The 440-nt window shown below is 60.0% G+C and carries 1 protein-coding gene; it reads right to left on the reverse strand.

Annotated features, from left to right (window positions below):
- A partial coding sequence (locus HMPREF2724_RS01635; protein WP_141748296.1) for a transposase occupies positions 1-440 on the reverse strand: 440 nt, incomplete at both ends.

A 440-nucleotide genomic window follows, 5' to 3' on the forward strand; every position in this document is an offset into this window, starting at 1 on the left:
GCGCGGCCGTGAGTGGTGTAGCGGCGGATGACGCGTTGTGCATGGACGAGACAACGCTGAATCATCGCGTTTGGCCAGCAGGCTTTAATCGCGGTGAGTGCGCCTTGTCCGCCGTCGAGGACGACGCAGAGTGGTTCGGCGATTTTGCGAAGTAGCTGCGTGTATGCGTGGGCTGTTTCGTGTTTGGTCCAGTGCCATGCAATGACGTGGTCGCGGCTGGCTGCCACAAGTAGGCAGCCAGCCGCGGTGTAGGTGCCGTCGATGAAGATCTGATCGTAGACGCGCTGCGGGGCACCGTCGTTGGGGACGTCGATGAGCCAAAACGGTTCGAATCGGCGATCAAGTGTCCAACGACTCACCCTTTGTTGCCCGGCGAGTTCAGACAACGTCGCTGTGGAGGTGACATAGGAGAGGACCTGACCCCTGTTTGGTAGACACCT

Origin of the sequence: Corynebacterium sp. HMSC071F07, from assembly GCF_001810285.1 — a bacterium.
Taxonomy (GTDB): domain Bacteria; phylum Actinomycetota; class Actinomycetes; order Mycobacteriales; family Mycobacteriaceae; genus Corynebacterium; species Corynebacterium simulans.